A 22,503-nucleotide genomic window follows, 5' to 3' on the forward strand; every position below is an offset into this window, starting at 1 on the left:
AAAAAATTATGCAACACCATCGGTTTGCATAATTTTAACCCTTTTTTAATATTCTATAATCCATAGCATTAATTGCTTTTCTAATTTTTAAGCTTATATAATATGTCGTATAAATAAATATATATGCCCTCTACTTTGTCCTTAGTTAATTCATTAGGAAGTTCATTTATATACTTTTTCAATGCATCTAATAAAGAATAATTTTTGGAATTTTTATCTACATCTTTTAATGACAAAGTCCATTTTTTAAGATCCTCAATCTTTATAGATTTGACATCTTTTTCTTTTAGTTTAGTTAATACCTCTATTTTAGCATTAATTATTTCTATAATTTCACTATTACATCCATCGCTTTTAGCGATTTCAAAAACCATTTTAGCGCTATCAATATTATTATCCTTTAAAGTTTTAATAACGTTAGCAGCTTCCTTTTCATCATATATACCTGCCATAATTCTTATTTTATTATTATCAACTATAGAAAATGGCATTACTAGACTCTTAATTTTATTCTTTAATTCTTCCGCATTTTCCTTTTGTTCAAAATATCCACATTGTAGTGCTACAAATTTTGTTGAAGTTACCTCGACATTTTTATTAGCTTCCACCCCAGGACTTATAGTGTTATTTTTTATGGTTTTAGAGTCTTTTATAAACATGTTAGATAATAAAGTTCCTAATAAAACCGATGTTACCACTATAAATAACAGAGTCCCAAACAATATGAACATATCATTTTTTTTATTTTTGTAATTATATCTTGTGTATTTCATCTTACCATCCCTCCAAACATAAAAATATCCAACAACAAATTTAATTGTTATATTAAATTAATATTCTTATACTTGGACTTTTATAATAAAAAAAACCCGACAAAGTTTGCCGGGTTTTATCTAAATATTCTTCTTGCACCTGCATATCGTTTTGCATAATAGCTTTCACTTAAATCACTAACTGTAACATTCTTGCTTCCAGATGCTGCATGGATAAATTCTCCTCCACCTATATATATACCTACATGTGATATAGGACCATAGGTATTAAAGAAAACTAAATCCCCTGGTATTAAATTGGATTTTGAAACCGCCTGTCCCATTTGGAACTGCGAACCAGTATAATGTGGTAAGGTAACGCCATAAGCTCCATACACATAAGCTGTATATCCGGAACAATCAAAGGCCTTAGGACCAGAAGCTCCAAATACATAGGGTCTTCCTATGAACTTAAATGCATAAGAAATTAAATTTGCAGTGGCTTCATTTCCACCTCTGGAATAAGAAATGTTAGATGATGCTTTTGCAGTTGAGGATTGACTTGCTTTTATCTCTTGCTCTTTCTTTGGTACTTTAATGGTCTTGTTACTAACTAAATTAGTGGACCTAAGTACTACCCCCTGTTGTGAACTACTTATAGTATCAGCTTTAGATGCAAAAGCATTAATAGCTACTACAGATAAAGCTAATACGATTACTTTCATCCCCTGTTTAATAGTTCTCGTTTTCATAGATTTTACCTCCTTATTGCTTCCGGAGTTAGCTGTCGGGTTCGGGTGAAGGTTATTACCCTACTAGATTAAATACAAACCTTTTCATATTCCCCCAAATTTAAAAGGTGCTTGTACAAAAACCAGATTAACCCCTCTAGTACAAAATTGGTTCCTCCGTACCATTTCGGATTCAGCACAATAAATATTATATAAAATTTTTATTTAAAAGTCAATAAAGCTAATTTATCCAACTTTAATTATGATAATAAATTATATGCTTATTTTAACAAATTATGCCTTACTTGTCCTTTTTAGAACAAACATATCCTTCATTTCATGATCCTTTTCAAAAAAATCTTTTGCTACTCTTAGCAAATAAAAGTGATTTTTGTTCCAAAATCTTAAGCCTTGCTTATTGTCTTCATTTACTATTGCAAAAAAATCTTTAATATTAAATTCTTTAATAAAGTAGTTCTGGATACTATTGAGTATTAAAGATCCAAGTCCTTTACCCCTATACTTATCATCTATAATATAATACCATATTAAAAACTCATTGTTATTTTTAAACTCTATCCTACCTTTTAATAGTCCTAATATCTTATTTTCACGCTCTATTTTTAGAAAAACTTCATTTTCACTCATATAATATTCAACGAATCTTTCAAAAAAATCTTTAAAATTCACTTCTACATCTCTTTGAGAGTTCATCCAATGTTGAATTTTTAATATATCTGATTTATCAATTCCCGAAACAGTAATACCATCAAATATAATATCTACATCAAACATAAAATCACCTCTTCCCGATTTATATAATTCTACATATGTGTATAAAATCCTTTAGTGCTCTGAAATAAAATAATTGTAAAATTATTCCTGTATAAATTATATATTTTTATCTAATATACCCCTTCATATGAAAACAGTGATCTCTAACCCAATAGGTTAAAAATCACTGTTTTAAAGAAGTTTAAGTTAGTTTTTTCGTTTTACTAAATACAAATCCTGATGTAGCTGTGGCAATTATTATTATTGCTAGAGGAATTATGAACTTTAATGAAAAAGGATTAAGTATATTTTCTCCCATGAAAGAATAACATAAGGTTTCTGGGATTACTCCCAAAAGCGAGGCAGCAATAAAGTCTAAGTATTTTATTTTAGTAAGCCCACAGGTATAGCTTAATGGATCATAAGGAAGAACTGGCGGAAGCCTTAATAAGAACAGCACTCTAAAACCATTTTTCTCTAAATTATTGTTTAAGTCTATAATCTTACCTTTTAATATTCTATCTACAAAGCTTTTTCCAAGAATCCTGGATATAAAAAAGGCTAAGGTTCCAGAGATAAAAAATCCTATCATGTTAAGCAAAAAACCTGCAATTGGTCCAAATATAACCCCTCCGCTGATAGAAAGCATAGCTGAAGGTATTATTAACAAAATAGGTTTTAGTGAAAAAATTAAAATAAAACATACACCTGCATACTTTCCATGTTCCTTAATAAATTCCAACAAAGAATGTAGATCTTTCAAATTGCTTATTTTATCTCTATTTAGATAAATAAAAAACAAAGCAACTCCTATCAAAAATAACAATAAAATTTTTAAATATCTTTGTTTAAACATATATTTACTGTCCCTTCTTTGCGTAAATAACTCTTTATATAATCTCTTTCTTTTCTAGATTGCTTATTATTATAAAACAATCCATAATTTTAGATAGATTATAATTAAATAATATATTCTCTTTACTGTAAATATTACTATTACATTTTTCTAACAGACTAATTTCCTCTATATCCATAAATTGCTGTAGTCTTAATAGATTTGTTTCATCAACAACGCATTCTAAATTTATAAAAGATATCATCTCTAAATATACATATATTTTTTCAAAATTACTATACATAATTTTTAAAGTATATAAATCATAATGATGTTTTTTTATAATTTCAAACTCTTCCTCATATAATTGTATATACTTGTTAAATCCATCGAGTCCTTCTTTAATTTTATTTAGGTCTATTTTTCCATGGATTTTTACCGTATTTATAAATTCATTTATGCATATGTCTTTTAATATTTTATATCTTTCATTTATGTTTTCATGAACCTTAGGAGGAAAAATAGAAAAATTGACAATAACTGCTATACCAATACCTAACAAGGTATCTAAGGTCCTGTATGCACTATACATCAAAGGATTTCTCCCTTGAAGATTTGTCATTATAATACAAAAAACAGTGGACGCAATAACTATGGATTTCTTCCATTTAAATAAATTACATAAGGTAATGACAATTACAATACCTATGCCGGATAAAATCACATCTCCAGGTCTTATATAGGAAAATATCATACCTATAAATGCACCTAGTACTGTACCTAATATTCTATTTACTCCAGCTCTATAAGAATATACTACTGTACTCTCCATGGATATAATGGCTCCTATGCAGGCATAGAATGCAGTAGTCACGTTAAATAGCCTTGATATAAACACACATATAGAAACAGCTAAGGCCGTTTTTATAGTTCTCATTCCTATTTTCAAAAAATCACCACCATTGATAATCAGTTATTTATTAATGAATTATTTAATATTATACTTGCTAGCTGTGTTTTTTTCAAATGCATAAACTTTTACATAAAAAAGCTTACATACACCATAGGGAAACAACCTGAGCTTTTAACGTTGTTTCTCTATATTTGCATGTAAGCTTAACTCATTGACTATGTAATTCTTATTGGTTTACAGAATAAAAACATCTTTTAGGTGAAGTTATTTTTTCCTCTTTCTTTAATTCCTTTATAGCCTTATCTACCTCAGCTTTATCTATCCCTGCTAACTCAGCGATATCTCCAGCTTTTAAAGGCTCCTTAGAATTTTTTAGAACTTCTAAAACTTTTTCTAAAGTACTCATTTTATAACCTCCTACAATCTATTTTCAGAAAATTATACCATTTATTATGACAAAAATCTATAAATATTGCAAAAACGCATATTATTCTTGTACTATTTCATTTTCTTCGTAGCTAATCCAGTCACTCCAACTTCCAGCATAAAGCTTAGAATCAATTCCTAACTCCTCTAATATTAAAACATTCACTGCTCCAGTAATTCCAGAACCACAATGTACAATTACCTCTTTATAGTTCTTTAAATCCTCAAACCTCTCTTCTAAAGCCTCTTTGCTCTTTAAATTAATGCCATCAAGATTATCCTTCCAAAAGTAGTTTAAAGCACTAGGTATATGCCCTGCTTTAGTATCTACAGGCTCTATTTTACCTAAATATCTATCTTTTTCTCTAGAATCAATGATTACCACATGATCTTTGTTAATGTTTTCTTTAACATATTCCATTTCACAATGCATATTAGCATTTAGTTTAACATCTAAAGGAGCTCCGCAACTTTTACCTAGATTTGCATCCTGAGACATAGGCATACTATGTTTTATCCATGCTGCAATACCTCCTTCTAATACAAATACCTCTTTCTTTCCTATGTATTTTAACATCCACCATAGTCTTGACGCTCCTGATAAATCTCCATCATCATAAATCAAAACTCTAGTTTCATTGCAAACACCAAGGCTATTCATCCTCTTTGCAAACATTTTCATATCAGGTAATGGATGTCTGCCTCCGTGTTTTGATTTTTCTCCTGTTAAATCCTTTTCTAAGTTTATAAGTATGGCATTAGGTATATGAGCTTGAGAATAAGCCTTTTCTCCATATTCAGCATCCTTTAAATCAAATCTACAATCAAATATAATTAAGTTTTCATCATTTAAATGCTTCTTTAACCAATCTAAAGTAACAATATTTTTCATAATATCCTCCTAAAATACTTTAAAGCTAATTTTATATCTATATAATACCATGGTTAATTCTCAATGCACAATTCAGAGAGCACAATTTCGGATAATTTTTTTCCTTCTCTACAAAAAAATATGTAATTTATATGTTCTTAATTAAAAAGCAAGGCCTAGCACTATATATTTAGCCTTAAGCCTTGCTCTTTAACTCTATAATTTTAAAATTTTTCTTTCATCATGCACCGTAAATTGTACATACTATAAAAGTATCTAAGAGCTTTTATAGATTAGAGTCTCCTTCTTCCCAGTCAACTGCGCATAATCCTCCAGTTTGAAGAGCCTTTAATACTCTTAAAGCTTCATCTACGCTTCTACCTACGTTTAAATCATGAACTACTGAATATCTAACCGCACCTTCAGGATCAATTATAAATAATCCCCTTAGTGCAATACCTTCTTCTTCAATAAGTATTCCATAATTTTTAGCCACTTCTTTAGTCATATCAGAGGCTATTGGGAAATTGATCTTTCCTAGTCCTCCTTCTTCCTTGCTTTGTTTAATCCAAGCTTGATGTGAATATTCGCTATCGCAGCTAACAGCTAAAAGTTCTGTACCTACGGCCTTAAAATCTTCATATCTATCGCTGAATCCAGTTATTTCTGTTGGGCATACAAAAGTAAAATCTAGAGGATAGAAAAACATCACTAACCATTTACCTTTATAATCCTCTGATTTAACTGTTAAGAAGTCACTTCCATCTCCCTTAACAGCATTCATTCTAAATTCTGGTGCTAATTTACCTACTAATCTTTCCATAATAGACCTCCTATATGTAAAATATTTTTTAATTTATTTATTAATTTCTGCTAAAGCAGAATCTATAGCAAACTTATTAAAACCTAATATAATCTTTCCATCGATATTAACCACAGGAACAGATTGCTGACCTGAAAGCTTTATCATTTCTTCCCTTTCCTCTTTGTTCTGAACCACATTTATATCATCATAGATAATATTATTCATATCCAAGTAAGTCTTTACTTTCCTGCAGTAAGGACAATTTGGAGCTGTATAAATCTTCACCATTTATTTATTCCTCCTCTTTTCGACAATATACCTTTCTGCCATAAGAGCTGCCACAGTTCCATCAGCGGTAGCAGTAGTAAGCTGCCTTATAATTTTGCTTCTCACATCTCCTGCAACAAAAACTCCCTTTACATTAGTTTCTGTGGTTTCTCCAGCTTCGATGTAACCCCAAACATTCAGCTTTACATACTCCTTGAATAATTCTGTTTTAGGAATCATGCCTATATAAGCAAATACTCCATCAGCTTTAATATTTGTTACTTCTTTAGTTTTTATATTTTCTATTTGGAGACTTTCTAGTCTGCTCTCTCCTAAGGCGTGTCTTACCTCGCTGTCCCATATAATTTTTATCTTTTTATTCCTAAACAACTCTTCTTGCAGTCTTTTTTCTGCCTGTAAAGTATCAAATTGATGAACTATAGTTACTGTCTTACCATATTTTGATAAGAACATAGCTCCCTCTACAGCGGAGTTACCCCCTCCAACCACTACAATATCTTTTCCATCGTACATCTCTCCATCACATAATTCACAGTGATGTATCCCATTACCATGATATGTAGATTCTTCTGGAATTGGAAGACTCCTATATTTAGATCCTGTTGCGATTATTACCGCTTCTGGTTTATATATGTAATTTTCTGTTTCAACTACCTTTTCTTCCTCTGTTAATCTTACAGAAATTATAGGATCAAATTCATCAATATTAGCTCCAGCTTTTATTGCTTGCTCATACATTTTATCTACTAATTCTTGACCACCTATGCTCAGAAAACCTGGATAATTTTCAACTACATAAGTAGAACGAATTTGTCCACCTATTAAATCATCCTCTAAAACTATAAAATCTAATCTAGATCTAGCCGCATAAATAGCTGCAGTAAGACCTGAAGGGCCTGAACCTATTATAACTAAATCAAGTCTCTTTTCTTCTTTCATAACTCAACACCACACTTTAATAATTTATATTAATTAATAATTATTCTCCGTAAATATATAATAATCTATATACCCTCTTTTGTCAATAAAAAAAAAGCGACCTATGCCGCTTTTCCTACTTTCTACCCTTTCCAGTTATATGATTAACTGTTATTCCATATACTTTTGTAGCCTTTTCCCCTCTCTCTATATACTTTCTTCCTTCTTCTATATATTGCGGAGAAAATTTTTCTATTAAAGCCATAAGTGCCATTATTTTTTCTTCTCCAAATACCTCTTCTGCTTCACCGAAAGCCATTACACTCCTAAAGTCCGTACTAAATTTATCCGCAAGTATGTCATGCTTTGTTACTGCTGTAAAAGAAACTTTATTGTTTTTACTTATCCTATCTAATTTATAACCTTCCCTTGCACAGTGAAAATATATTTTATCATTTAAATACACATGATTAACAGGCACCCCATAGCCATATTCCTCTCCATTAATAGCAATAAAGCCATAGTCTGCAGAATTTAATATTTCAATAGTCTCTTCATGAGATAACTGTCTTTGTATTTTTCTCATTTCTTTAAACATCTTCATTCCTCCTAATATTGTATTTTATCAAAATGCCTTACAAAAACTCTTAAAATATATATTCTATATTTTTTTATAAACACCTTCATTTTCCTATGATTATATTGTTATGAATATTTAAAAACTTCATATAAAAAATCACCCTCTATTCATAATATAGGGGTGATTTACTCTTTACTTAAAGAAATTTAAATACTCTTCAAATCCTTCTTCTTTTAATTTATCTACAGGAATAAACCTAAGTGCAGCACTATTTATACAATACCTAAGCCCCCCTTTATCTCTTGGCCCATCTGTAAAAACATGACCTAAATGAGAATCTCCTTCCTTACTTCTAACTTCAATCCTATGCATATTGTAGCTAAAATCCGCTTTTTCTTTAATGTTTTCTCTATCTATAGGCTTAGTAAAACTAGGCCATCCACATCCAGAATCGAATTTATCTAAAGAACTAAACAGAGGTTCACCTGAAACAATATCCACATAAATCCCTTGTTCCTTATGATTCCAGAATTCGTTATCAAAAGGTCTTTCTGTAGCATTTTCTTGAGTGACACTGAATTGTAGAGGTGTAAGCACCTTCTTCAATTCTTCCTTATCAGATTTATCAATGTTACTTTTTTTCATACTTTCAACTCCTATTTCCATATGATATCTAGTTTAACTCTATGGCTTTAGAATATCTCTCTACATTCTTATCTATGCTAGTTTTAGATAAATTTAATAATAATATTTTATAGATTCATCAAATATAAGATTATTATATATTTTTTATGTGGCTTTTTCTATGGCATTATGATAATTTTTATTAACAAATATTTTTTATTATACTTTTAAATATTTTGATATATAATAATATTAAAGAGAAAATAAATAAATTGGAGGAATTAACTATGAGTACTAATATAAAAGTATTTTCAGATTTTGTTTGACCCTTCTGCTATCTTGCCAAAGGTATTGTGCAAAAATTAAAAGATGAAATGGATATAGAAGTAGAATGGATTCCCTTTGAATTACACTCAGAAACACCTATAGAGGGAGAATTGTTAAAAAACAAGTTTGGCAGCAATATTGACAATATGCTAAAAATGTTGAGTTTAAAAGGTAAAGAATTCAATATAAACTTTGAAAATCTCACTATACTGTCAAACTCTAACAGAGCTTTAAAAGCTGCTGAATATTCAAAACTTAAAGGTAAATATGAAGACTTTTCTTTAAAACTATTTAAATACTATTTCGAAGAAAATAAGAATATTGGTGACGCTGAAATAATCAATGAAATAGGAAAGAATGCTGGTTTAGACATAAAGGAAATGAATAGCATGATTGATATGGGTGACTTTGATGAAAATCTAAAAAAAGCAAAGTTCTTAGCTAAACAATATAACATCACTAGCGTCCCAACTTTTATAATTAATGATAAATACAAAATAGTTGGAGCTCAACCCTATGAAGATATAAAAAACTTTCTTTTAACTCTAAAAAAATAATATAGGAAGGGGTGACTCCTTCCTATGTAATAAATCTAAAACATAAAAAATTATCACACATTTACTGCCTGTTCTAGACACTAAGTGTGTGATAGTTTTTTTAACATAATCGTATTTAAAAGACACTCTTAGATCAGTGTCTCTATTTACAAAATATAATCCAAAATACCGTCGCCCTAATTTTGACACCTATCTCTCGATAGGTGGGTGTTCTCACAGATGTTTCTATCGCCTTCTATGCCGTCTAAGGGTCTCATAAGAAAGTACATATCCACTTCTAGGTATTGAACTCCCGATGTTGTGATGTAGGTTCAAAATATAGAGCCTCTCGAATATTCTAGACCATTGGTGCGAAAGATGGGACTTGAACCCACACGGTCTCCCACACGCCCCTCAAACGTGCGCGTCTGCCATTCCGCCACTCTCGCATATGAAATCTGTTAAGATCACTTTGTGCCCTTAACGTATTCATATTATATCAACCTAAAAATAAAGAGTCAAGTTTTTTATACTCTGATTTAAATGGATAAAGAAGAATTTTCATCAATAAATGAAAGTAATTCTCCTATTATTGGATAATTTAACTGACTAACATTAATTTAGAATTATTCTATCACTCAATCCTTCATCTTGGCTTATATTGTTAAAGTACCCGATAATTTTTTCTGGCGTTAGAGCTTGCTTTTCCTCCCCTTGAGCATCCATTATAATCCTACCTTTATGCATCATTATGATTCTATTTCCGTATTTTATTGCATGGTTTATATTGTGGGTTACCATTAAAGTAGTTATATTTTTTTCTTTTACAATGGAATCTGTTAGCCCAATTATATTTTCAGAAGTTTTTGGGTCTAAAGCTGCAGTGTGCTCATCTAGCAATAATAATTTAGGTGTTACCATGGTAGCCATAAGTAAAGCCAAAGCTTGTCTTTGTCCTCCAGATAATAGACTTACTTTATCATTTAACTTATTTTCTAATCCTAAATTTAATGTGGCTAATCTCTCTTTAAAGTGATTTAAATTCTTCTTATTCACTCCGTAGCCTAATCCAAAACTTTTGCCTTTATTATAAGCTAAGGATAGATTCTCAAGTATAGTCATAGAAGGAGAAGTTCCTTTCGAAGGATCTTGATATACCCTACCCATATATTTCGACCTTTCATGTTCTAGGACCCTAGTGATTTCTTCATTTTCTAGACTTATGGTACCCTCATCTAAGCTTAAGGTGCCCGTAATAATATTTAATAGTGTAGATTTACCTGCACCATTACTTCCTATGACTGTTATAAAATCCTTCTTGTTCACATGAAGGTCTAAATTATTAAATAAAGTTTTTTCTTCTGAGTTTCCTTTGTTAAATACTTTAACCAATTCCTTTATATGAAGCACGGCGTTCCCCTCCTTTTGCAGCAAATTTCTTGAAGCTAATAGAAAACTTTTTACTATTTAGCATTATGGTTAAAACCACTATAGCCGCTGTAACTAGCTTTAAATCCGTAGGTGGAAGTCCTAATTTTAAAGCTAGAGCAATACTTAGCTTATAAAGTATTGAACCTATAGTTACAATAGTTGTAGCTTTTATTAATTTGCTATTTCTTATAATAGATTGTCCTAGTATAATTGAGGCTAAAGCTATGATTATAGTTCCATTTCCCATAGAGATATCTGCAAATCTCTGGTATTGTACCATTATAGCTCCTGAAAGAGCTACTAAACCATTTGATATCATTAAACCTAGTATTTTTATCTTCCCAGTATCTAATCCCAAGGAGGTTACTACCGTGGCATTATCCCCTGTAGCTTTTAAAATATACCCTAGCTTTGTCTTAAAAAATAAATCCATGATTATTTTTACTATTATAAGCAGTGCTATCAATACATAAATAGGTTCAATAGAATTACTAAAGATAACTCTTTCTTTAAATAAAGGCACATTAGACTTTCCCATAATCCTTAAATTAATAGAATACAATGCAAACATGACTAATATTCCAGATAGTAAATTGGTTATCTTTAACTTAACATGTAAAAGTCCAGTAAAGAAACCTGCTAGGGCTCCCGCCATTAATGCTACAACTATTGAAACCCATGGATTATATCCTTTTACAATCAATGCTGCTGAAACCGCTGCTCCTAATGGAAAACTACCATCCACTGAAAGATCTGGAAAATCTAAAATACTATAGGTAATATATACACCTAAGGCGGCAATGGCAAATATAATTCCTTGTTCAAATATTCCTAATAAGAAGGTATTCATTAATTTCCCTCCTTAACAGCTTCTGCTTTTTTCACTATGGTGTCTGGAATGTCTATACCTAGCTTTTTAGCAGTATTTAAATTTATCACTATTTTTGTTTCTTTCAAAGTTTCTATAGGCATGCTCTTTACTTCTTTTCCCTGAATAATTTCATAAGCCATTTGACCAGTTTGGAAACCTAGCTTGAAATAATCTATACCATCTGTAACTAAGGCTCCAGCTTTAACATGAGCCTCCTCTGAACCAATTACAGGGACTTTCTTTTCTATGGACTTCGAAGCTATTAAAGGCATAGAAGAAGCAGCTAAATTATCTGTTAACACATAAAGCATATCTATTTTACCTAGGATTGAATCTAGAGCCTGAGCTACATCATTTACATTGTTAACTCCAACAGATAAAACCTCAAGGTCAAATTTTGAGGATAGTTCTTTAAGCTTTGAAAGCTGAATTTCAGAATTTATCTCTCCGGTGTTATAGAGCACTCCTACTTTCTTTACCTTGGGGAGTATTTCTTTAGCCAAGGCTAGTTGCTTATCCATCGGTATAGCATCACTAGTACCTGTCACATTGGTTTCAGATTTGTCCATGGATTTTACAATACCTGCTTTTACTGGGTCCGTTACTGCAGTAATCAATATAGGTATATCTTTTGTAGCGTTATAAGCTGCTTGTGCTGCTGGTGTTGCAATAGCAAAAATCATATCTTTCTTCTGAGATACAAAATTATTAGCTATAAGCTGTGCGTTTGCAATATCCCCTTGAGCGTTTTGAACTTCTATTTCAAAGTTTTCTCCTTCTTTTAATCCTTTTGATTTTAAACCTTCAATAAATCCTTTTTGAGATAAATCTAGAGCAGGATGCTCTGCAATTTGAGAGATTCCTATCTTCACTTTTTTAGAGGAAGTTTGTCCACTATTTACTCCTTTTGAACACCCTCCAAATAAAGATAGAATTAAAATTAATGAAATGATAATTGATGATTTGTTTTTTCCTACCATACTACTGTCCTCCTAAAAATATAATTTTTTTATAAAAATAAAAAGTCCCTCCATGGAGAGACTTCTATTCACATATATAATAAAATAAAATTTATTATTCTAGTTATAAAAATTAGTCTTTCTCCTACCATACTACTATACTACAATTCTACTAAACTACTATTCTACATTTTAAACTATATTACTAATGAAATATTTATCATTATATAAACTATTTTAAAATATGTCAATAGCTAACTTATGTTATATCTGGAATAGATCTATGACCTAGTCCTATTACTACCTCATTTAGATGAAGTAATCCTATACTAAGAAAAATGCATACACTTAGATGCTCTCCGCTTCTTGCAATACCTATTTTCCCTCCTACATTCATTCCGGTAGCTTTTGAAGACACCTGAATTATAGCCTCTCTAGTAGCGCCGGCTACGGCTCCATCATGAACGTGACAATCCTTTATTATGCCAGTGCGCTTTGAAGCGACTAAAGCTCTCTCGATTATTTTAGGTATGGAGGAAATAAGATTTCCCCCTATGTCCACTGCTACTGCTGAAATATTTTGATCTTTAAAATCCTTAATAAGCTTCTCTTCTTCTACTCTAGAAGATATGGCCATTTTCACTGAAGCCTTTGCCACATCTGTACTATTTAAATCGTTCATAGTACCCTCCGTAAATTAATTATATAATAATTTATAAACACTGTAATTCACTTTTATTTTTTTTATATATTTATCTGTTTCTTTAAAAGGGATATAAAAAAGAGTTTTTCCGTCTTTAGAATGTTTTTCGCTCTTTAACCATTTTTGTACATTTCCTCTTCCACCATTATAAGCAGCTAGTACTAAGTTCATATCCCCATTAAATTCTTTCTTTAAATTATCTAAATACCAACATCCCATTCTTATATTGAATTCTGGTTCTTTAAGCATATCCTTGTTAAAGTTTTTAATGCCCATCTCTTGAGCCGCCCATTTTCCTGTATCTTCAGTTATTTGCATTAATCCTATAGCATTTTTATTAGAGCATGCCTTAGGATCAAAATTACTTTCTGCTCTTATAAGTGATGCCACTAGATAATGATCTAAATTATATTGAGCTGAGTATTTTTTTATATATTCCCTATAATCATACGGAAATGCCTTTTTTGCCAAAAATATTCCTGCTAAAACTAATAAAAATATGCTTAAAACAATAAAGGTTATATTATTTTTTCTAAGCTTCATTTTATACCTCGAATCTATTATTTATACATATTAAGAATATTTACTATGTCCTTAACCTGTTCCTTTGTACTATTTAAGTCCTTGCTATTATCTATTATGAAGTTTACAAATTCTTTTTTTAAGTCTAAATCCATTTGTGATTTTATTCTATTTAATGCTTCATTATTAGTTATGACATCTCTTTTTGTAAGTCTAGAGAGCTGAACCTCCCTGCTTACCCAAACTAAAATATTATAGTCCATACTATCCTGCAGATTATTTTCTATGAGGGTAGGAGCATCTAGTATTACTACCCTCTCTCCTTTTTTATTATATTCCTCGAATTTATTAAAAATTTCTTTTTTAATAAAGGGCATTATTATTTCTTCATATTTAATTCTCTCTCTAGGATATTTGAAAATATAGTTTCCAAATTCCTTTCTGAGAAAGGTACCTCTATAATCAAAAAATCCCTCTCCAAAGTGTTTTCTTACGCTTTCTAATATTTCTGGATATACTTCTAATACTTCTCTAGCTATGATATCTGCATCAATAATGGTAAAACCCTGTTCTTTTAAAAGGTTTGAAACTGTACTTTTACCTGAGGCAATACCTCCTGTAAGACCAATCTTTAACACTTTACCACTCCCTTATTTAGCCTCATACCAGTTATCTCCGATGTTAATATCTGCTTCTAAAGGTACAGATAAGGTCATAACTTCTTCCATTTCAGTTTTTACAATATTTTTTACCTCTTCTAGTTCATCTTTGTATACATTTAGTATTAATTCATCATGTACCTGAAGAATCAATGTGGATTTTAGCTCCTCTTTATCAAGCCTATCTTGAACATGAACCATGGCTAGCTTTATTATATCTGCCGCACTGCCTTGTATAGGTGTATTCATGGCTAATCTATCACCTAAGGATTTTACTATTTTATTGCTAGAATTAATCTCAGGTATGTATCTTCTTCTCTTTACTATGGTCTCAACATAACCCTTCTCTCTTCCGAAGCCAATAGTATCTTCCATATATTTTTTTACCTTAGGATACCTTTCAAAATAAGTATCCATATACTCTTTTGCCTCTTTTTTAGATATTTTTAAATCCTTTGCTAAGCTAAAATCACTTATACCATATACTATACCAAAATTTACCGCCTTAGCTCTGCTTCTCATAAGTGTAGTCACTTCTTCTAAAGGCACCTTAAAAACTTCTGAGGCAGTCTTTGTATGTATATCACTATGATGCTTAAAGGCGTCTATTAAATTTTCATCCTCTGCAATATGAGCTAGCACTCTTAGCTCTATTTGAGAATAGTCCGCAGATAATATAACAGATTCTTCATCTTCTGCTACAAAGACCTTTCTTATTTCTCTTCCCATTTCATATTTTATTGGTATATTCTGCAGATTGGGTTCTGTACTAGATAATCTACCTGTGGTAGTAACGGTCTGATTAAAGTTAGAGTGTATCTTACCATCTTCATCTATTACAGCCTTTAATCCTTCTATATAAGTGGAATAAAGCTTTGTGAGCTGCCTATAATATACTATCTTTTCTATTATAGGATGTTTATCAGCTAACTCCTCCAGCACCTCTGCATTAGTGGAATAGCCAGTTTTTGTTTTTTTAATCACTGGCAAGTCAAGCTTTTCAAAAAGAATCTTCCCTAGTTGCTTAGGAGAATTTATATTAAACTCTTCCTCTGCTAAAGCATAGATTTCCTCTTGCATATTACTAATTTCCTTAGTAAATTTTTTGCCTAGCGCCTCTAGTATATCCTTATTTACCTTAAAGCCTTTCTGCTCCATAGAAGCTAATACTTTAGTTAAAGGCAGTTCGATTTCATATAATAATTGATCCATTTCATTATTTGAAATTCTATCCTTTAATAACTCATAAAGCTCCTTCAAATAACTATTTTGTTTAACAAATAATTCTATGCCCTCACCTTTAGGATCCTTGCTTAAGTATTCATTAATCAAAGTTAAAAGTTCATATTCTCCCTTAGAGGAATCTATTAAATATGCTGCAATCTTAATATCAAATTCCACATTCCTTAGATTAATACCAAGCTTATATAAAGCTGTATAGGCATTTTTTATATCATAGCATACCTTAGATAGGTCATAAACCTCAAATATTTCTTTTAAGTCTTTTATAGTGTTTTCTCTTTGAAGCTGTAGTAGGGCTTCTAAATCTATTACATAATTATTCTCTTCATAGCTAAGAAAAATCTTATCTATGCTTACTTTTGAAAACATCATAGGATTATTTATGTTAAAATTTAAATATAATCTATTCTTGTAGTTTTTTAGTTTCTCTCTCAAATCTATAAGAGCTTCAGTGTGGTTAATAAGCTTAAATTTTGTTTCGGTTTCCTCTTTTATTTCCTTTTCTTCTTGTGGCAATTTATCTAATAAGGATTTAAATTGAAGTCTAAAAAACAACTTTTTTAGTCCCTCAACATCAAATTTTTCTTTAGATTTTATGGAATCTAAATCAATTTCTATAGGCACTTCCGTTACTATAGTAGCTAACTTTTTGCTAAAAATAGCTTGATCACTATATTGAGCTAAATTTTCTTTTACCTTTTTACCACTGATGTCCTCTATATTTTGAAGTACATTTTCTATGCTTCCATAGGTCTGAATCAATTTAAAGGCTGTTTTTTCACCTATTCCAGGCACTCCTGGTATATTATCTGAAGTATCGCCCATTAGGCCCTTAACATCTATAAACTGCTTTGGAGTAACTCCCATTTCCTCTATCATTCTATTTTTATCATATATCTCTTTTTCTGTAATACCCTTTTTAGTTATTATTACCTTTATATTATCTGTTGCTAATTGGAGCGCATCCCTATCTCCTGTAACTATATATACTTCGATACCCTTATCCTCTGCAAAGTTAGATAGGGTTCCTATTAAATCATCTGCTTCAAAGCCATCTATCTCAAATATATTTATATCAAGTAAATCTAGCATTTCTTTTACTATTGGGAATTGCTCAGCAAGCTCAGGAGGCATCTTTTTTCTACCAGCCTTATAGTCCAAATACTCCTTATGCCTAAAGGTAGGAGCCTTTCTATCAAAGGTAGCAACTATATAATCAGGATTTATCTCCTCTTTCATTTTAAATAGCATATTAGTAAACCCAAATATAGCGTTGGTATGTATTCCTTCACTATTTGTTAAAGGAGGTAGTGCGTAAAAGGCTCTGTTCAAAAGGCTATTGCTGTCAAGTATCAGTAATTTTTCCATCATTAATCCTCCATTTACATTAGTCATCTCCTAAAAAATAACTACTCAGTCTACTCGTATATTTGACTAGTTATTTTTTTACGATGCCTAAACTTATTTATTATTTTCTCCTTGTAAACAGTATATTATTACATAACAATACAAAGTTTACATCTTTTTTAAATATGCTTTGTAATCATAAAAATTCCGTTTTAGCTCATTGTATTCATCACTAGGAAATTTATTAAGAATTTCAGATAGGATATGAAAAGCACAAACATTTTCTATGACCACTGCCGCTGGAATTACCGCACACACATCGGACCTTTCATATCTGCTTATAACATTTTCTTTACTAGCTAAATTAATGGAGGCAATACCTTTTTTCACTGAGGGAATAGGCTTAATAAATGCTGTAATATCTATGTTCTCACCGTTGGAAACTCCAGCCTCTATACCACCAGCATGATTTGTTCCTCTTATTATCTCATTATTTTTAAAATAAGCTTCATCATTAAATTCGGAACCTTGTATATTACTATTAAATCCCTCTCCAAAAGCTATGGCCTTTACTGCTTGCACTGACATTATGCCCATAGATATTATGGCATCTAACTTTCTATCCCATTGGGTATAGCTGCCAATGCCTAGGGGTACTCCTTTAATAGATATAAAAACACTTCCACCTATAGTATCCCCTTCTAATTTACATTTGTCTATAGCAGCTTTAATCTTTTCCTCTATAGGCTTATTATAACACCTTATGTCACTATTTTGTATAATAGTATATATATCCTCATTAAAAAGATTCACTTTATTTTCATATACTGCTCCCACACTCTTAGTCATACTTCTTATATCAATGTCTAAGCTTTTAAGCAATTGTTTGCATAAAGCTCCTATAGCAGTTCTTATAGCAGTGTTTCTTGCAGAGGTTCTTTCTATAGCATCTCTTATATCACCCGTCTTATATTTATAAAAACCAACCAGATCTCCGTGACCTGGTCTAATAATTTTAATTTTTTCTTCTTCCTTTGCCTCTCTATTAAAAAAATCTTTCCAGTTTTCATAATCTTTATTTTTAATAATCATAGTTATAGGTGCCCCGGTAGTCTTATCTCCTCTAAGCCCAGACCAAATTTCTACCTGGTCTTTTTCAATGCTCATTCTTTTTCCCCTACCATAGCCTTGCTGCCTACGCTGCAGCTCTTTATTAATCTCCTCTACATCTATATGAAAGTTAGAAGGAAAACCTTCTAATATGGCTACTAGAGCCTTACCATGCGATTCTCCTCCATCCAAAAATCTTAACATAAAATCACCTCTCTACAAAGTTAGACAACCATTAAGTTTTAGGATTCTTATAATATTTTGAAAAAATAACTAGTCATTATTCTGACTAGTTATTTTCCTATGCCACTTAAAATATGCTTAAATCCAATTCTTTAGATAATTCTTGTAATACTTGTATACCTGCTATAGTATTACCCTTAGCATCTAAGGCAGGCCCAAACACACCTATGCCCATTCTTCTAGGCACTGCGGCCAGTATGCCTCCACCTACACCACTTTTAGCAGGAATACCTATATGTACAGCAAATTCTCCTGAAGCGTCATACATGCCACAGGTGACCATTATGGTTTTCACGATTCTACTGACTTCTCTAGAAATTACCCTTTCTCCACTCCAAGGTAATATACCATCATTAGCTAACATGGCAGCTATTCTAGCTATATCTCTGCAAGTTCCCTCTATGGCGCACTGTCTAAAATATAAATCTAAAATTTCCTCTACATCGCCCTCAATGAGCTTATTGCTTTTCATGAAGTAGGCAAGAGCCCTATTTCTATCCCCTGTAACCCTTTCAGAAAGGTAAACCTCTTCATTGATGTTAATCTCATCATTTCCGGTGATCTTTCTGGTGAAATTAATGATTTTCTCAAACTTTTCCTCTAAGCTATCTCCTGAAATTAAAGCAGTGGTAGCTATAGCTCCAGCGTTGATCATAGGATTAAAAGGCTTTTGAGGATTTTTCACTTCTAAGCTCATTATAGAATTAAAGCTATCCCCTGTAGGCTCCATTCCTACCTTAGAAAAAACGTTTTTAGTACCATTATCTAATATGGCTACCATTAAACTTATAACTTTTGATATGCTTTGAATAGTAAACTTAACATCACAATCTCCAGCACTGAACTCTTTGCCATCTAAAGTAGCCACGCAAATACCTAAATGCTCAGCATTGGCCTTTGCAAGACTAGGTATATAAGAGGCTACCTTCCCCTCTAAAGCATATCTTCTATTGTTTTCAATAATAGATTTTAAAAGCTGATTCATATTCTTACCTCATTAAATTTTGAATTTTAATTTCCCCATATCTATTATAAGAGAATCTAAACTTTAAATCTAGATACCTTTTTATAAAGCTCAGAAATCATAGAAAATAAATCTGCAATAGATGCTGAAATCTCTTCCGTGGATGCCGATTGTTCTTCTACAGCAGCTGCTACACTTTGTAGGCTTTGAGAATTATTGCTTGTAATAGACATTATCCTATTTGAAGCTTCCTTGGTATCATTAAACTTATAATTTAATGCGTTAATTATTTCTCTTACACTATCTATACCAATAACAGTGTCATTACTCTTAACTAGTATGTTATGTAAAACTTCAATTGATTCATTAAGTACATTAAATTCCTTATTAAGCTCATCATTTACTTTATTCATTTCTCTCTTTATATAATATATATTGCTTTGAACTTGCTCAATAAAGGGTACGATTTGCTTAGTGGCTCCCTCAGTTTCTTCTGCCAATTTTCTTACCTCTTCGGCTACTACAGAGAACCCCCTTCCATGCTCTCCAGCCCTAGCCGCTTCGATAGAAGCATTTAAAGCCAATAAATTTGTTTGCTCTGCTATACTAGTAATAAATTCTATTACTTTACCTATTTCTTTAGAATTATCATCTAGCTTTATCATTTTATTTTCAATATCTTTTATGGTAACAGTCAATTCCTCTAACTGATTTTTTGTTTCCTCTATCTTTACGTTTCCCTTCTGAGCCTCATCTTTAGAACCTTCAGAATTATTTACTACCTCATTAACAATTGAGTTTATTTTATTGATATTATCGCTTATACTATGGATATCTTCAGATAAATCATTCATCCCTTGTTTCTGAATGTCACTGCCTTCTGAAACCTGCTGGGCTGATTCAGCTATGGTTTCAATAGCTTGTCCGTTTTGAAAGGCAATTTGAGATATCTGTTCTGAAGTATCTTTAACACTTTTTGAAGTTTCTATTACTGACAATACTATATTATGAATATTCTCCATGAAGCTATTAAACCAATGTGCTAATTCCCCAATTTCATCCTTCTTTTTAATATGGATCCTACTAGTTAAATCTCCTTCACCTTCAGCTATATCTCTCATTCTTATTTTTAAAACCTCAATGGGCTTTATAATACTAATCTTAACTAACATATAAGATAAGATTATAATTATTATAGATAGAGTAAAGAATGAAATACTCACTTTTTTTGAAAGCTCTATTTTGTCCGTTGACATGTTGTCCAAAAGATATACTAGTTCATTTATATCTTTTACTAGAGCATCCACATTACTATTAATGTAGTTTATGCTTTCCTTCTGATTTGAGGAGTTATTTATTATATCTAAGTACTTGCTTTTCATAGTGTTCCATTTATTATCTATGGTTTCTAAGGCCTTTAATACCTCTTTATCACTATTGGGTGATAGTTTCAGCTCCTTATCACCTTTTGATATACCTACTAATATCTTGTCAAAGCTTTGAATTTCCTTTTGTATAGCATCTTTTATTTGAGCTCTTTTGCTGTCATCTTTTTCATCTAAATATAAATTCCCCATATAAGATAACTTATAGCTTCTCATTCTTTCACTACCAGAAAGATTTATAGCTGGGGCATCTCCATTAAGTCTATTAAAGGTATAAAAATTGTTTACTATTATAAACAATAAGAACAGTGCTAAAAACATCAATATGAGTTTTATTTTAGTACTGATTCTTAAATCTCCTTTTTCGTTAGAATTAAATTTTGTTTTCATATATTCCTCCTTGTATGTAGAAAATAATTAACTTGTGAAATTTATTAGGAATTACTTTATATTGATAACAATTATCTAGTAACACAATTTTACGATATAGAACATTTATTGTCAATTTATTCTATTTTTCTTTTTTGTAATTTTAAAGTTTCATTGTTAATCTACATATATTTTTTGTTAAGTATAAGTTAAGTTCAAAATAAAAACTTCTGCTATATAGTGAAACAGAAGTTTTATAAAACTTAATATATGTATTATAATATTTTTTTAATAGTAAGTTCTTTTCTTAGCTCATTAGGATTTTTAAACCAAACTCCCTTTATCCCTATTTCTTTAGCAGCCTCTATATTTGTTAAAGTATCATCTATAAATAAACATTCTTCTGCCTTTAAGGAATACTTATTTATAAGTTCCTCATAAATCTCTTTTTCAGGCTTAAGCAATTTAATCTCAGAGGATACCACTTTACCATCTATAAGGCTAAAAAATTCATTGTTTTCATTGATGTATTTAAAGGATTTTTCATGATAATTAGATAAAATGTATATTTTGTATTCTCTTCTTTTTAACTCCTTGAGTATACTTATAGACTCTTCTATAGGGGTTAACATAGACATCCAATTTGCCATGATAGCTTTTATAGCTTCAGAATGTTCTTCGCTAGACAAGCAGAACATTTGCACAGCCTCGTCTTCTGTAAGAGTTCCTCTATCTAGTTCTATCCATTCCTTACTTTTAAATATAGCTTCCATAATATGATCTTTTACATCTTTATCTAGTTTGAAGCTCTCTAAATATTGAAGGGGATTAAAACTTACCAATACATTACCTACATCAAAAACAATATTCTTTATCATTTTTTCCTCCCATATTTTAAACAATACTAATCATGGAAATTATATCATCTTTTGAGCTTTTAAGCCATCTATGAAATGTAAATGATTAGTTACTATCCTCAAATAAAACTTTAATCTTGCTCATATATCTATTTGGTATCTTTAATTGGTTATATTTTAATGGCTCTACCATAGCTAAAAATAAATCTACATCCTTTTGAAGTACTCTTGCAAAAAAAGAACCCTCATTGACTTCATCCTCTACTATAATGGGTTCTATATAGCTTTTCTTTATTTTGGATTTTAGTATAGATAAAGCCCTCATGCTTCCTCCACTAAAATATGCATAATTTACGTGGTAATGATTATTGTCATTAGGAAACAATATGTCATATAATTTTCTTTCCTCATCGCTCATAATAACTAAATACCTCCCCTTAGTTTATCAACATATTAAATAT

Annotated in this window: 24 protein-coding genes, 1 tRNA gene, 1 other RNA gene, 1 pseudogene and 1 riboswitch; of the genes and pseudogenes, 1 reads left to right on the forward strand and 26 read right to left on the reverse strand. The window is 30.8% G+C overall.

All coding sequences use genetic code 11. The annotated features are described in order from the left end of the window. Window positions 1-80: 80 nt before the first annotated feature. The 12 genes from BN2665_RS17415 to msrB form a co-directional block, all read right to left on the reverse strand. On the reverse strand, window positions 81-773 hold the full coding sequence (locus BN2665_RS17415) for an SPOR domain-containing protein (RefSeq protein ID WP_055668344.1): 693 nt from the start codon (window positions 771-773) through the stop codon (window positions 81-83). 116 nt (window positions 774-889) lie between these two features. Then, window positions 890-1,504: a C40 family peptidase gene (locus BN2665_RS17420; protein ID WP_055668345.1), complete on the reverse strand. Its 615-nt coding sequence runs from the start codon at window positions 1,502-1,504 to the stop codon at window positions 890-892. Window positions 1,505-1,506: 2 nt separating this feature from the next. Beyond that, a riboswitch (cyclic di-AMP (ydaO/yuaA leader) is annotated at window positions 1,507-1,692 on the reverse strand. An 85-nt stretch (window positions 1,693-1,777) separates the two neighbouring features. Beyond that, complete coding sequence (locus tag BN2665_RS17425) at window positions 1,778-2,278, reverse strand: GNAT family N-acetyltransferase (protein ID WP_055668346.1); 501 nt, start codon at window positions 2,276-2,278, stop codon at window positions 1,778-1,780. Window positions 2,279-2,459: 181 nt separating this feature from the next. Continuing rightward, the gene (locus BN2665_RS17430; protein ID WP_242865967.1) at window positions 2,460-3,059 is read right to left on the reverse strand and encodes a TVP38/TMEM64 family protein; all 600 of its coding nucleotides are present in this window, start codon (window positions 3,057-3,059) and stop codon (window positions 2,460-2,462) included. An 88-nt stretch (window positions 3,060-3,147) separates the two neighbouring features. Continuing rightward, window positions 3,148-4,041, reverse strand: coding sequence for an FUSC family protein (locus BN2665_RS17435; protein WP_055668348.1), 894 nt, complete (start codon window positions 4,039-4,041; stop codon window positions 3,148-3,150). Between the two features lie 190 nt (window positions 4,042-4,231). Further along, window positions 4,232-4,411 carry an HTH domain-containing protein gene (locus BN2665_RS17440; RefSeq protein WP_055668349.1) on the reverse strand — a complete coding sequence of 60 codons (180 nt, stop codon included), beginning with the start codon at window positions 4,409-4,411 and terminating at the stop codon, window positions 4,232-4,234. 81 nt (window positions 4,412-4,492) lie between these two features. Further along, on the reverse strand, window positions 4,493-5,323 hold the full coding sequence (locus tag BN2665_RS17445) for a sulfurtransferase (protein ID WP_055668350.1): 831 nt from the start codon (window positions 5,321-5,323) through the stop codon (window positions 4,493-4,495). A gap of 265 nt (window positions 5,324-5,588) precedes the next feature. Further along, window positions 5,589-6,125 (reverse strand): peroxiredoxin, encoded by a 537-nt coding sequence (locus BN2665_RS17450; protein ID WP_195892711.1) that lies wholly within the window; start codon window positions 6,123-6,125, stop codon window positions 5,589-5,591. Between the two features lie 33 nt (window positions 6,126-6,158). Then, a complete protein-coding gene (locus BN2665_RS17455) occupies window positions 6,159-6,395 on the reverse strand; it encodes a glutaredoxin domain-containing protein (protein WP_055668352.1) in 237 nt (78 codons plus the stop codon). Further along, window positions 6,396-7,334 carry an NAD(P)/FAD-dependent oxidoreductase gene (locus tag BN2665_RS17460; protein WP_055668353.1) on the reverse strand — a complete coding sequence of 313 codons (939 nt, stop codon included), beginning with the start codon at window positions 7,332-7,334 and terminating at the stop codon, window positions 6,396-6,398. Window positions 7,335-7,449: 115 nt separating this feature from the next. Beyond that, the gene (locus tag BN2665_RS17465; RefSeq protein WP_055668354.1) at window positions 7,450-7,911 is read right to left on the reverse strand and encodes a pyridoxamine 5'-phosphate oxidase family protein; all 462 of its coding nucleotides are present in this window, start codon (window positions 7,909-7,911) and stop codon (window positions 7,450-7,452) included. Between the two features lie 174 nt (window positions 7,912-8,085). Further along, window positions 8,086-8,538 carry a peptide-methionine (R)-S-oxide reductase MsrB gene (msrB, locus tag BN2665_RS17470; RefSeq protein ID WP_055668355.1) on the reverse strand — a complete coding sequence of 151 codons (453 nt, stop codon included), beginning with the start codon at window positions 8,536-8,538 and terminating at the stop codon, window positions 8,086-8,088. A gap of 317 nt (window positions 8,539-8,855) precedes the next feature. Between msrB and BN2665_RS17475 the strand changes: the two are divergent. After that, a pseudogene (locus BN2665_RS17475) lies at window positions 8,856-9,401 on the forward strand (DsbA family oxidoreductase); the annotation flags it as partial. 153 nt (window positions 9,402-9,554) lie between these two features. On the opposite strand, the gene ssrS reads toward BN2665_RS17475, so the two are convergent. The 14 genes from ssrS to BN2665_RS17540 form a co-directional block, all read right to left on the reverse strand. Then, window positions 9,555-9,748: non-coding RNA, 6S RNA (gene ssrS / locus BN2665_RS26375), on the reverse strand. Then, window positions 9,748-9,829, reverse strand: a tRNA-Leu gene (locus BN2665_RS17480). Before BN2665_RS17480 ends, ssrS begins: the two co-directional genes overlap by 1 nt. 166 nt (window positions 9,830-9,995) lie before the next feature. Then, the gene (locus BN2665_RS17485; RefSeq protein WP_055668357.1) at window positions 9,996-10,790 is read right to left on the reverse strand and encodes an ABC transporter ATP-binding protein; all 795 of its coding nucleotides are present in this window, start codon (window positions 10,788-10,790) and stop codon (window positions 9,996-9,998) included. Continuing rightward, entirely contained in the window at window positions 10,765-11,661 is an 897-nt protein-coding gene (locus BN2665_RS17490; RefSeq protein ID WP_055668358.1) for an ABC transporter permease, read from the reverse strand. Before BN2665_RS17490 ends, BN2665_RS17485 begins: the two co-directional genes overlap by 26 nt. Continuing rightward, window positions 11,661-12,662 carry an ABC transporter substrate-binding protein gene (locus BN2665_RS17495; protein ID WP_055668359.1) on the reverse strand — a complete coding sequence of 334 codons (1,002 nt, stop codon included), beginning with the start codon at window positions 12,660-12,662 and terminating at the stop codon, window positions 11,661-11,663. The genes BN2665_RS17490 and BN2665_RS17495 overlap by 1 nt, the downstream gene beginning before the upstream one ends. 238 nt (window positions 12,663-12,900) lie before the next feature. Further along, on the reverse strand, window positions 12,901-13,323 hold the full coding sequence (locus BN2665_RS17500; protein WP_055668360.1) for a HutP family protein: 423 nt from the start codon (window positions 13,321-13,323) through the stop codon (window positions 12,901-12,903). Between the two features lie 15 nt (window positions 13,324-13,338). Beyond that, window positions 13,339-13,887: a lytic transglycosylase domain-containing protein gene (locus BN2665_RS17505; RefSeq protein ID WP_055668361.1), complete on the reverse strand. Its 549-nt coding sequence runs from the start codon at window positions 13,885-13,887 to the stop codon at window positions 13,339-13,341. Between the two features lie 17 nt (window positions 13,888-13,904). Then, complete coding sequence (coaE, locus tag BN2665_RS17510) at window positions 13,905-14,504, reverse strand: dephospho-CoA kinase (protein WP_055668362.1); 600 nt, start codon at window positions 14,502-14,504, stop codon at window positions 13,905-13,907. Window positions 14,505-14,516: 12 nt separating this feature from the next. Next, complete coding sequence (polA, locus tag BN2665_RS17515; protein ID WP_055668363.1) at window positions 14,517-17,135, reverse strand: DNA polymerase I; 2,619 nt, start codon at window positions 17,133-17,135, stop codon at window positions 14,517-14,519. Window positions 17,136-17,282: 147 nt separating this feature from the next. Then, window positions 17,283-18,428 carry a chorismate synthase gene (gene aroC / locus BN2665_RS17520; protein WP_055668364.1) on the reverse strand — a complete coding sequence of 382 codons (1,146 nt, stop codon included), beginning with the start codon at window positions 18,426-18,428 and terminating at the stop codon, window positions 17,283-17,285. A 106-nt stretch (window positions 18,429-18,534) separates the two neighbouring features. Beyond that, window positions 18,535-19,452: a glutaminase A gene (glsA, locus tag BN2665_RS17525; RefSeq protein ID WP_055668365.1), complete on the reverse strand. Its 918-nt coding sequence runs from the start codon at window positions 19,450-19,452 to the stop codon at window positions 18,535-18,537. Window positions 19,453-19,508: 56 nt separating this feature from the next. Beyond that, on the reverse strand, window positions 19,509-21,206 hold the full coding sequence (locus tag BN2665_RS17530) for a methyl-accepting chemotaxis protein (protein WP_055668366.1): 1,698 nt from the start codon (window positions 21,204-21,206) through the stop codon (window positions 19,509-19,511). 254 nt (window positions 21,207-21,460) lie between these two features. Then, window positions 21,461-22,063 (reverse strand): HAD family hydrolase, encoded by a 603-nt coding sequence (locus BN2665_RS17535; protein WP_055668367.1) that lies wholly within the window; start codon window positions 22,061-22,063, stop codon window positions 21,461-21,463. An 85-nt stretch (window positions 22,064-22,148) separates the two neighbouring features. Continuing rightward, the gene (locus BN2665_RS17540) at window positions 22,149-22,460 is read right to left on the reverse strand and encodes a hypothetical protein (RefSeq protein WP_055668368.1); all 312 of its coding nucleotides are present in this window, start codon (window positions 22,458-22,460) and stop codon (window positions 22,149-22,151) included. Window positions 22,461-22,503: the final 43 nt, after the last annotated feature.

The organism is Desnuesiella massiliensis (assembly GCF_001403615.1).
GTDB classification, from domain to species: domain Bacteria; phylum Bacillota; class Clostridia; order Clostridiales; family Clostridiaceae; genus Desnuesiella; species Desnuesiella massiliensis.

Coding starts and splice junctions, on each gene's coding strand:
- BN2665_RS17415 (WP_055668344.1), bottom strand. CDS start 773: ATGAAATACACAAGATATAATTACAAAAATAAAAAAAATGATATGTTC.
- BN2665_RS17530 (WP_055668366.1), bottom strand. CDS start 21,206: ATGAAAACAAAATTTAATTCTAACGAAAAAGGAGATTTAAGAATCAGT.
- BN2665_RS17505 (WP_055668361.1), bottom strand. CDS start 13,887: ATGAAGCTTAGAAAAAATAATATAACCTTTATTGTTTTAAGCATATTT.
- msrB (WP_055668355.1), bottom strand. CDS start 8,538: ATGAAAAAAAGTAACATTGATAAATCTGATAAGGAAGAATTGAAGAAG.
- BN2665_RS17425 (WP_055668346.1), bottom strand. CDS start 2,278: ATGTTTGATGTAGATATTATATTTGATGGTATTACTGTTTCGGGAATT.
- BN2665_RS17440 (WP_055668349.1), bottom strand. CDS start 4,411: ATGAGTACTTTAGAAAAAGTTTTAGAAGTTCTAAAAAATTCTAAGGAG.
- BN2665_RS17460 (WP_055668353.1), bottom strand. CDS start 7,334: ATGAAAGAAGAAAAGAGACTTGATTTAGTTATAATAGGTTCAGGCCCT.
- BN2665_RS17535 (WP_055668367.1), bottom strand. CDS start 22,063: ATGATAAAGAATATTGTTTTTGATGTAGGTAATGTATTGGTAAGTTTT.
- BN2665_RS17500 (WP_055668360.1), bottom strand. CDS start 13,323: ATGAACGATTTAAATAGTACAGATGTGGCAAAGGCTTCAGTGAAAATG.
- glsA (WP_055668365.1), bottom strand. CDS start 19,452: ATGAATCAGCTTTTAAAATCTATTATTGAAAACAATAGAAGATATGCT.
- BN2665_RS17495 (WP_055668359.1), bottom strand. CDS start 12,662: ATGGTAGGAAAAAACAAATCATCAATTATCATTTCATTAATTTTAATT.
- polA (WP_055668363.1), bottom strand. CDS start 17,135: ATGGAAAAATTACTGATACTTGACAGCAATAGCCTTTTGAACAGAGCC.
- BN2665_RS17465 (WP_055668354.1), bottom strand. CDS start 7,911: ATGTTTAAAGAAATGAGAAAAATACAAAGACAGTTATCTCATGAAGAG.
- BN2665_RS17455 (WP_055668352.1), bottom strand. CDS start 6,395: ATGGTGAAGATTTATACAGCTCCAAATTGTCCTTACTGCAGGAAAGTA.
- BN2665_RS17540 (WP_055668368.1), bottom strand. CDS start 22,460: ATGAGCGATGAGGAAAGAAAATTATATGACATATTGTTTCCTAATGAC.
- BN2665_RS17490 (WP_055668358.1), bottom strand. CDS start 11,661: ATGAATACCTTCTTATTAGGAATATTTGAACAAGGAATTATATTTGCC.
- aroC (WP_055668364.1), bottom strand. CDS start 18,428: ATGTTAAGATTTTTGGATGGAGGAGAATCGCATGGTAAGGCTCTAGTA.
- BN2665_RS17445 (WP_055668350.1), bottom strand. CDS start 5,323: ATGAAAAATATTGTTACTTTAGATTGGTTAAAGAAGCATTTAAATGAT.
- BN2665_RS17420 (WP_055668345.1), bottom strand. CDS start 1,504: ATGAAAACGAGAACTATTAAACAGGGGATGAAAGTAATCGTATTAGCT.
- BN2665_RS17450 (WP_195892711.1), bottom strand. CDS start 6,125: ATGGAAAGATTAGTAGGTAAATTAGCACCAGAATTTAGAATGAATGCT.